The following is a 7,031-nucleotide window of genomic DNA, read 5'->3' as shown; positions in this document are numbered from 1 at the left end:
GGGGCATGCCATGCCACGTTTTAGTGTGGCCCGGACACCCTGGAACAGGACAGCCAATAGGAGCATTGGGGTGTCGGTGTTTTGGGAAATAAGGGATGGTGTGGGTCATAGGCGGATTATCATCGTCATAGCGCTTTATTACTCGCTTTTCCATGGTTTACTTGCTTTGCTGTAAACCTATAGCAGGACGAGACATTCTCCTCACTCCTCACTCCTCACTCCTCACTAAAAATTGTACTACACAACAGTCGAGATAGATACACTAATTGAAAAACGCCTTAGTTGGTCATCATCTCATCGAGTCGAGCCAGGCTGCTATCCAGTGCCTCGCGAAGAATCCACGCCTGCCGGCTGCTGCTGTGTGTAGACCGAATTTCTCGCAAAGCTGCCGTCAACGGACGCTTGGCTTCACGCGGTACCGAAGGCAATGCAAGCACAGATGTTGCAGCCACTTCGTAGATTGCTGCACAGGCCGCTTTCTGACCCTGGTTAAAAAGGGGCACACCTCTTTCAATAGCCAATCGGATGATATCAGTAGCTTCAGAAGAAGCTGACGCGCCCGTGTTCGGCAGGAGTACAGCATCAATCACGTGAATGACGCCATTGCCGGCTTCGATATCAGTAGAAATGACGTTGGCGTTGTTCACCCGAAAAGCATTATCGCCATATTTCACCTGTACGCGCTCATCTAGGAGCGTATTTACACGGCCGCGCCGAAAGAAATCATCAGCATAAAGACGGCCTTCAACCACATGATACTTCAGGATATCGACCAATTGATCGCGGTTCTCAGGCTTAAGCAACGCCTCCACCGTACCAGCTGGAAGTTTGGCAAAAGCATCGTCTGTTGGCGCAAATACGGTAAACGGACCCGCACCAGAAAGTGCATCTGCCAGGCCGGCTGTTTTTACAGCAGCAAGCAGGGTTTCGAACACCTTGGCCCCCTTCGCAACTTCAGGAATCAGCTTGGTCTCAGGAATCAGCACTTCGTCTATAACATGGATAATGCCATTGCTTGCACGAATATCCGTTGCTGTGACCCGCGCATTGTCGAGGAATAGCTGACCGTCTTCAATAGCAATTTCGACGCGCTGACCGTTTACCGTACCGGCACTCCGGAGTCCAGCCACTTCCTCTGCCCGTACGCGATCTTTAACAACATGATACGTGAGGATGCTCACCAATTGGTCACGATTCTCGGGCTTGAGCAACGACTCCACCGTGCCTTTAGGCAATTTGGCAAATGCTTCATCCGTTGGTGCAAATACGGTAAATGGGCCTTTGCCTTTGAGGGTTTTAACAAGATCAGCTTCACCAAGCGCTGCAGCCAGTGTATTAAAGGTACCGGCGGCTACCGCCGTTTCAACAATATCTGACCGATGCTGGGCCAGGGCCGTAGCAGGTGAAAGGCTTATGAGTAACATAAACGCGAGTCCATAGAGGGATAAAGTTACTTTTTTCATCGTTCTTACTGTTTGAATTCCAGATTTCGGAAAGACACATTGGTCAGCTTAGGGTAACGGAATTCAACAGCCAGCGATATGCTTTTGCGACAAGCGGCTATTCTGCGGGATAAACAGCCATTCTGCCCAGACGAGTTGTAACTGCGAAGTGAAACACGAAAGGAGCGCTCCTTGCCTTTAAAAAGAAAAAGAATGCCGATATTTTTTGGATATCGGCGGCAATCTGGCCATAAGCAATAGAATATGATGGTGTTCACACCGGGCAGAAATCCGCTAAAAGCCGCTTAAACTGTATCCTAAAATTTTGCAAAAACTATTGAAAATATTGACTTTCATGTAGATTTTCTTAAAGTAATACTTTAACTTGGCACTCTTCATCAACAACCATCTCTCGTAAAAAGTACGAGTAAAGCTATGAGCACGCGAAGAATGAGCGCGATCATGTTCGGCAAGCGGCCATTAAGGACACTCCTTGGGTCGGCATTTCTTGTTTGTACTTTGTTGATTGCTGGCAGCCTGAAACCCCGACAGGCCCATGCCCAAGCCATGCCGGTAGACGCCCGCCTGGTCCATATCATCAATTACTCTGCTGGCGTTGTAAAGGCGCAGTGGATCCCATACGGACGGCGTTGGGCCATCCAGGGGACAACCCTCAAACTTGAAAACGAAATCCGCGCTGTCGTTGGGGAAATTGATCCCAGTGGAAGAAAGAGCAAGCAGAACGCCTGCTGGACCAATCCGCCTGATGTCTATACTGATGTATTCCGGTTGGTCTTCGACCCGCTAGAAATTGGCCGGCATTACGATGTAAAACTTGATTTTTACGGTGGATTCGATGTCAACATCCTTGCCCCATCCCTCGACCGGGCTTACGAAGAGACCGTCCGCCTCGCCAATGAAACGTACCCGTACGTCCGCCAGCAGGCTGTGCGCGATATCTTTATATCCAACATTGAAAAAGAGCTGGAAGGTATCTTTGACAACGACGACGTAATCCTGCTTCGCAACCTGACAGACGGATCTTGCCAGATTGTCGAAGAAGAAGAAACCAGGGTCCCTGTTGTTGACTTCGACTCAATGGTCCTCAGTGACATTGCAGATGTTGTGCTAAAAGAAGTGCGCAGCAGCCGGCGCACGTCGATGCTCGACGAAATGGAAGATGCCAACCGACAGTTGCTCGACAACAATGTCTTCACCAGCCTGCACGGCAGCCTGAAAGAAGAAGAACAGCGGAGCTATGGTTTCCTCGAATATGGGGACGCGGACGTTTTGCGCAACTCCATGGCATCCAACGATATTCCTTCTGAAGACGTCATCGCCCGCCTGTATGCTACGGGCCGCGCCTGCCGCACCGATACAAACTGGGATTCCGACCAGTGTGAGATGCTCAACGAAATTGTTGACCGCGCCTATGAGTACGTAAAAGAATCTTCGTTGCAGTTAGACGACTACGGCGCTGTTCGCTCACGGATGCTGGCACAGTTGGGTGAAATGATGTCTGACCTGTACACACCAGTTGCCAACACACGCATCAACGCAATGAAATGGGATGACGCCCATGCTACATCAGATCGTGTGAGAATTGGCACATCCATTGGCCTGGGTACAGCGGCACTTAACCTCACACCGCGTCAGTTCTCTGAGTTTGACATCAACGATGCAGAATCTTTTGCAGTATTCTCGTTGAAGTTCTACCCGTTTGCAGTCGACAAGAAGCTGCCTAAGCCGTACTTCGGACGCGAGCTCTTTTCGCGCCTTTCTCTTGTAACTGGTGTGCTTATCAAGCGCAGGCTTGAATTTGAAGGCGAGCCGCTTAAAGGTGTAACTGCCGGCCTATACCCGCTTGTTGGTGGTGGCTTTGATATCACAAAACACATTACCCTGCAAGTCGGCGCAGTTTTCTTCCGTCAGCCAAGCTTCCTCGCAAGCGACAATACATCCGAGTTCAAAGCAGCGCCTTCCATCTCCCTCGGATTTGACTTTGACGGTATCAACAGGCTACGCGATGCGCTAAACCGGGGAGACGACAAAATCCCGTACGGCCAGCCTTAACATGACTTCATCCTTTGGCTCAGTGTCTGCTGGACCATACTAAAAAGGGTTGAAATAGACGGATCTGGCAATCCTGCTATTTCAACCCTTTTCTAATTTGTGCAAAAGCGACACCAGAAAATCGGCATCATACGTAACTTTTGGTTCGCCCGCTAACCATTGTGGCTACTAGACTTCAGCCGGCGGTGCTTCTGTAGGCAGCAATGTGCCAATCCCTACGAGATATTGATCCCAGAATCCCAAGGGTGGGTAGAATTTAGTTCTTGTGCCATTCTTATGTGTGTAATGCGCTGGCCAATCCCAGAAATGGGATGCAGTGATCGAAGCATGATTCCCGTCACGACCATGCCCATGATACATTTTGTATTCAACTACATTGCCGGCTTCATCTCTCGTGACTTCAGTGACTGTGCCCATATGGTTGATATGGGTCCGGGCGTCATTCCGCACCCATAAATCTTCAAGGCCATTTGTGCTTAAAGGTTTTTGTCGGGAGAACCAGAGCACAGCACCCGGCTTGATAAGGTTTCTATGGTCAATCAAATCTTGTGGCGCTACATGTATGTCAGCGACATCATCATAGTAAATTGGTATAAAACGCGCTTGATCATGGTACCATTGCCCCAGCCCACGGCTAGAACGTGGGCCCGTGTTATGCGGTGCCTCGTTATTACCACCCGGCACATAGTCCTTGATGCCAGCGGGTGCAGCAAGGGCATCGCTGTTGTCTGAACACCGAGACGCCACATAGCTCGATAGCCGTAGAAAATTCCCTGAGCAATCCCGCCATTCATCAATAGGCTCCTGAGAACGCGTATATGGAATACCTTGTGCTTGCAAGCTGCTGGCTATAGGGACGAGAATATCGGCCATAGATACAACCTGATTGCCGCACTGGGCATAATAGACATCCGCTGTTGCGATGTTTTCTATTTCTGCGAGGGAATCAGCAATCACCTGTGCCCGTGCGAGAGAATCTGCATTGACAGCCGGGCCGGCATTGATTTCAGTATCAGCAATGGCCTGCTCCGGGCCGGCGCCACCTGGCGTGCATCCGGTAGACACGAAAAATAAACTTGCAACAAAGAGAGAAATAAATCGGGAGAAATAGTGCATAACTAAACTTGCTTGTTATAATAGCTTCTAACTGCGGTCTAAGCTTATCACCGCGTTTAGCATTTTTTTGGTTCACGCAAAGAGCCGGCAAGTTTTCACTTTTCAATTGATGAACGCAACGCATCTACTAATAGCATGGCATTCTCCTCGGGTAAACTGTTGAGAAAGACGCGTTTTTCAAGTCAGGCGGCACAGACCTGAAACCTCTGCTTTTGGTGGGCAGTTTGCATAGCACTGCAAGCTGCCCTTTCTTTTTTTGGCGCATATAAAACACTGTCAGCCAGATGCCAGCAGTCTGTGTAATGTGCTGCCATCAAAACTTATCGTTATTTCGCGTATTTTATTCAGATCTGGCGAATTGATGCCGGCTATTTATCGGCAACTGTGCCTCCAGCAAGTTCGCAGCCTTGCCGGCGCTGTAACGAGTCTTAAATAGCTTCAGGTGTCCCCCAATTCATTTTCCCTGGGATCAATGAGTATTACTGCAGAACAAAAAACGCACGTCATCAATCTGCTTAAAAAAAAGTATGTAGATTGGGATGGCTTTGATCACCAGGCATTCCGGCGCGATCAGATCAACTACAAACGCTCCGCCGTTAAGAAAGCCGTTTCCTTGCTGAGTGAAAGCAAACTGGCCCAGTTGCTGGTTACACGTGACACTGAAGCTTTTATTGAACGCCTGGAGCGCGTTGGAAAAGCCAACAAACTGCTCAAAAGTACCGATGCAAGTAACGGCGACCTCGAAATTCTCTACGTACCAACGCTCGACAAGCCCGTCTTTTGCGCGCAAGTTTACCACTTGCTGCATGGCACCGAGCCGGTTGTAGAGCGCCTCGCTTCGTATCTCGACTATATCGAAGCCCACGAATTACCAAATACCTGGTCCTTTCCAACCTACCTGCTGCAATTCTGCTACCCGGGCACAGAGTTTCTGGTATTACCAAAACCAACAGAGTGGTTTTTGAAATACATCGGACTCTCCCCAACGCTCGGCAAGCCTACACCTGATACTTACTCAGCTATACGCGAATTTGCACACAGCCTCAAGTATGCAATGGCATCCTACAGGCCGCAGGACATGATCGACATCCAGAGTGCCATTCAGGTATGCAGCGCCATGAGCGACCCTGCACACCATGCGCTGAACGGGCTTGATGACATCGAACAAGCAGAACAGGCTGTTTTTGAAGATCCGTTTCGCGCAACTGCTGACGTAGGCGATGGCAGTTGGCCCCAATCGGGTTCTTATGAATCAGACGCAACCATGCTGCATATTTCTGATGTAAGCGATGAATCCCATACGGAAATAAACCTCCCCCCCGAAGGCGCTACTTTCCCCGCTGCATTACAAGCAACCGACAGTTCAGGCGAGGGCAGTCTATTGCCAGATCAATTCAAAAAATTTATTACCGAGTACATGGTATCGCCGGCAGGGGTTGCCCGCGCCGCGGCCTATGCCAAGGCACGTGAACAAGCAGAGCAAAACTTTGCCCACCTGATTGCAGAACACGAACTTGGCGAAACGGTCACCGACCGGGTTTTCCTACACCTGTTACCACATGCCGACACGCCCGAAAACCAAAGCAAAGGCGCCTGGATACACCCGATTCATGAAGCAGCAGAACGGCTTCTTGAACGACTGGAAATACAATTTAGTAGCCAGCAAGACGTGCGGGAGCAAGTAGGCCAGGTTTTACTGGAGTTTACCCGGCATTGCGTGTATAAATCGAACGCACTTGACCGCTCTTCAGAGGCGCTGGCGCGGCTCGATTCGCTTTCTTTGATGGACATAAGCTCTATCACGCCAATTTTGCACGCGCTTAAGCCTACGCAGTATATGCTGCTCCATCAGGAAGCAATCGAAATGCTACAGGCATATGGTGGAGCGGGCAATTCAACCAACCTGACGGTGCTGCCCGAACTTAACCAAACTGGGCTGAACTTCATCAGGCACTTGCGCAATGAAACCCAGACCGACGCTATTCCAAGCGTTCACGATACAGACCTGTTTGATATTTTTGTACATTGGCGACAGGAAAACGGACGGACAACATCGGCAAAAAACAGCGAACCAGGAGCGCCCGCACATACCAACGGCAGCGCCACGGCGCAGGCCCCTGAACCTATTGAAGCGCAGCCAATCACTGCCGCACCTCCGTACGAATCGGATTACAGGAGGAATGAGGAACGAGAGCGGGCTTCTGAAACCATAAAGGCAATCCTTGAGCCGGTAGACTCAACGGTTAACAGTTCTTATTCCCTCGAGGATTGCTCCAAAGAAACGGGTTTTGAAATTTCTACCTTGCAACAGTGGCTTAATACCCTGGAACGCAAGCGACAAATCATTTTTTACGGGCCATCGGGTACGGGCAAAACGTTCATGGCACAACAGCTCGCCCG

At 50.0% G+C, this 7,031-nt stretch carries 4 protein-coding genes; 2 read left to right on the top strand and 2 right to left on the bottom strand.

Annotation, left to right across the window (positions count from 1 at the left end):
- Positions 1-278 precede the first annotated feature (278 nt).
- A complete protein-coding gene (locus AAF564_24865; protein MEM8488801.1) occupies positions 279-1,463 on the bottom strand; it encodes a fasciclin domain-containing protein in 1,185 nt (394 codons plus the stop codon).
- Between the two features lie 414 nt (positions 1,464-1,877).
- On the opposite strand from AAF564_24865, the gene AAF564_24860 reads away from it, so the two are divergent.
- Entirely contained in the window at positions 1,878-3,515 is a 1,638-nt protein-coding gene (locus AAF564_24860; protein MEM8488800.1) for a hypothetical protein, read from the top strand.
- 168 nt (positions 3,516-3,683) lie between these two features.
- Here AAF564_24860 and AAF564_24855 read toward each other — a convergent pair whose 3' ends face one another.
- Positions 3,684-4,631, bottom strand: coding sequence for a hypothetical protein (locus tag AAF564_24855; protein ID MEM8488799.1), 948 nt, complete (start codon positions 4,629-4,631; stop codon positions 3,684-3,686).
- Between the two features lie 472 nt (positions 4,632-5,103).
- Between AAF564_24855 and AAF564_24850 the strand changes: the two genes are divergently transcribed.
- Positions 5,104-7,031, top strand: a 1,928-nt coding sequence (locus AAF564_24850) for a hypothetical protein (GenBank protein ID MEM8488798.1), incomplete at its 3' end; no start/stop codon positions are given.

The organism is Bacteroidota bacterium (assembly GCA_039111535.1).
Taxonomy (GTDB): Bacteria; Bacteroidota; Rhodothermia; order Rhodothermales; family JAHQVL01; genus JBCCIM01.
The sequence above is the reverse complement of the archived record's forward strand: the minus strand, read 5'-3'. Positions and strand labels throughout refer to the sequence as shown.

Coding starts and splice junctions, on each gene's coding strand:
- AAF564_24855 (MEM8488799.1), bottom strand. CDS start 4,631: ATGCACTATTTCTCCCGATTTATTTCTCTCTTTGTTGCAAGTTTATTT.
- AAF564_24865 (MEM8488801.1), bottom strand. CDS start 1,463: ATGAAAAAAGTAACTTTATCCCTCTATGGACTCGCGTTTATGTTACTC.
- AAF564_24860 (MEM8488800.1), top strand. CDS start 1,878: ATGAGCACGCGAAGAATGAGCGCGATCATGTTCGGCAAGCGGCCATTA.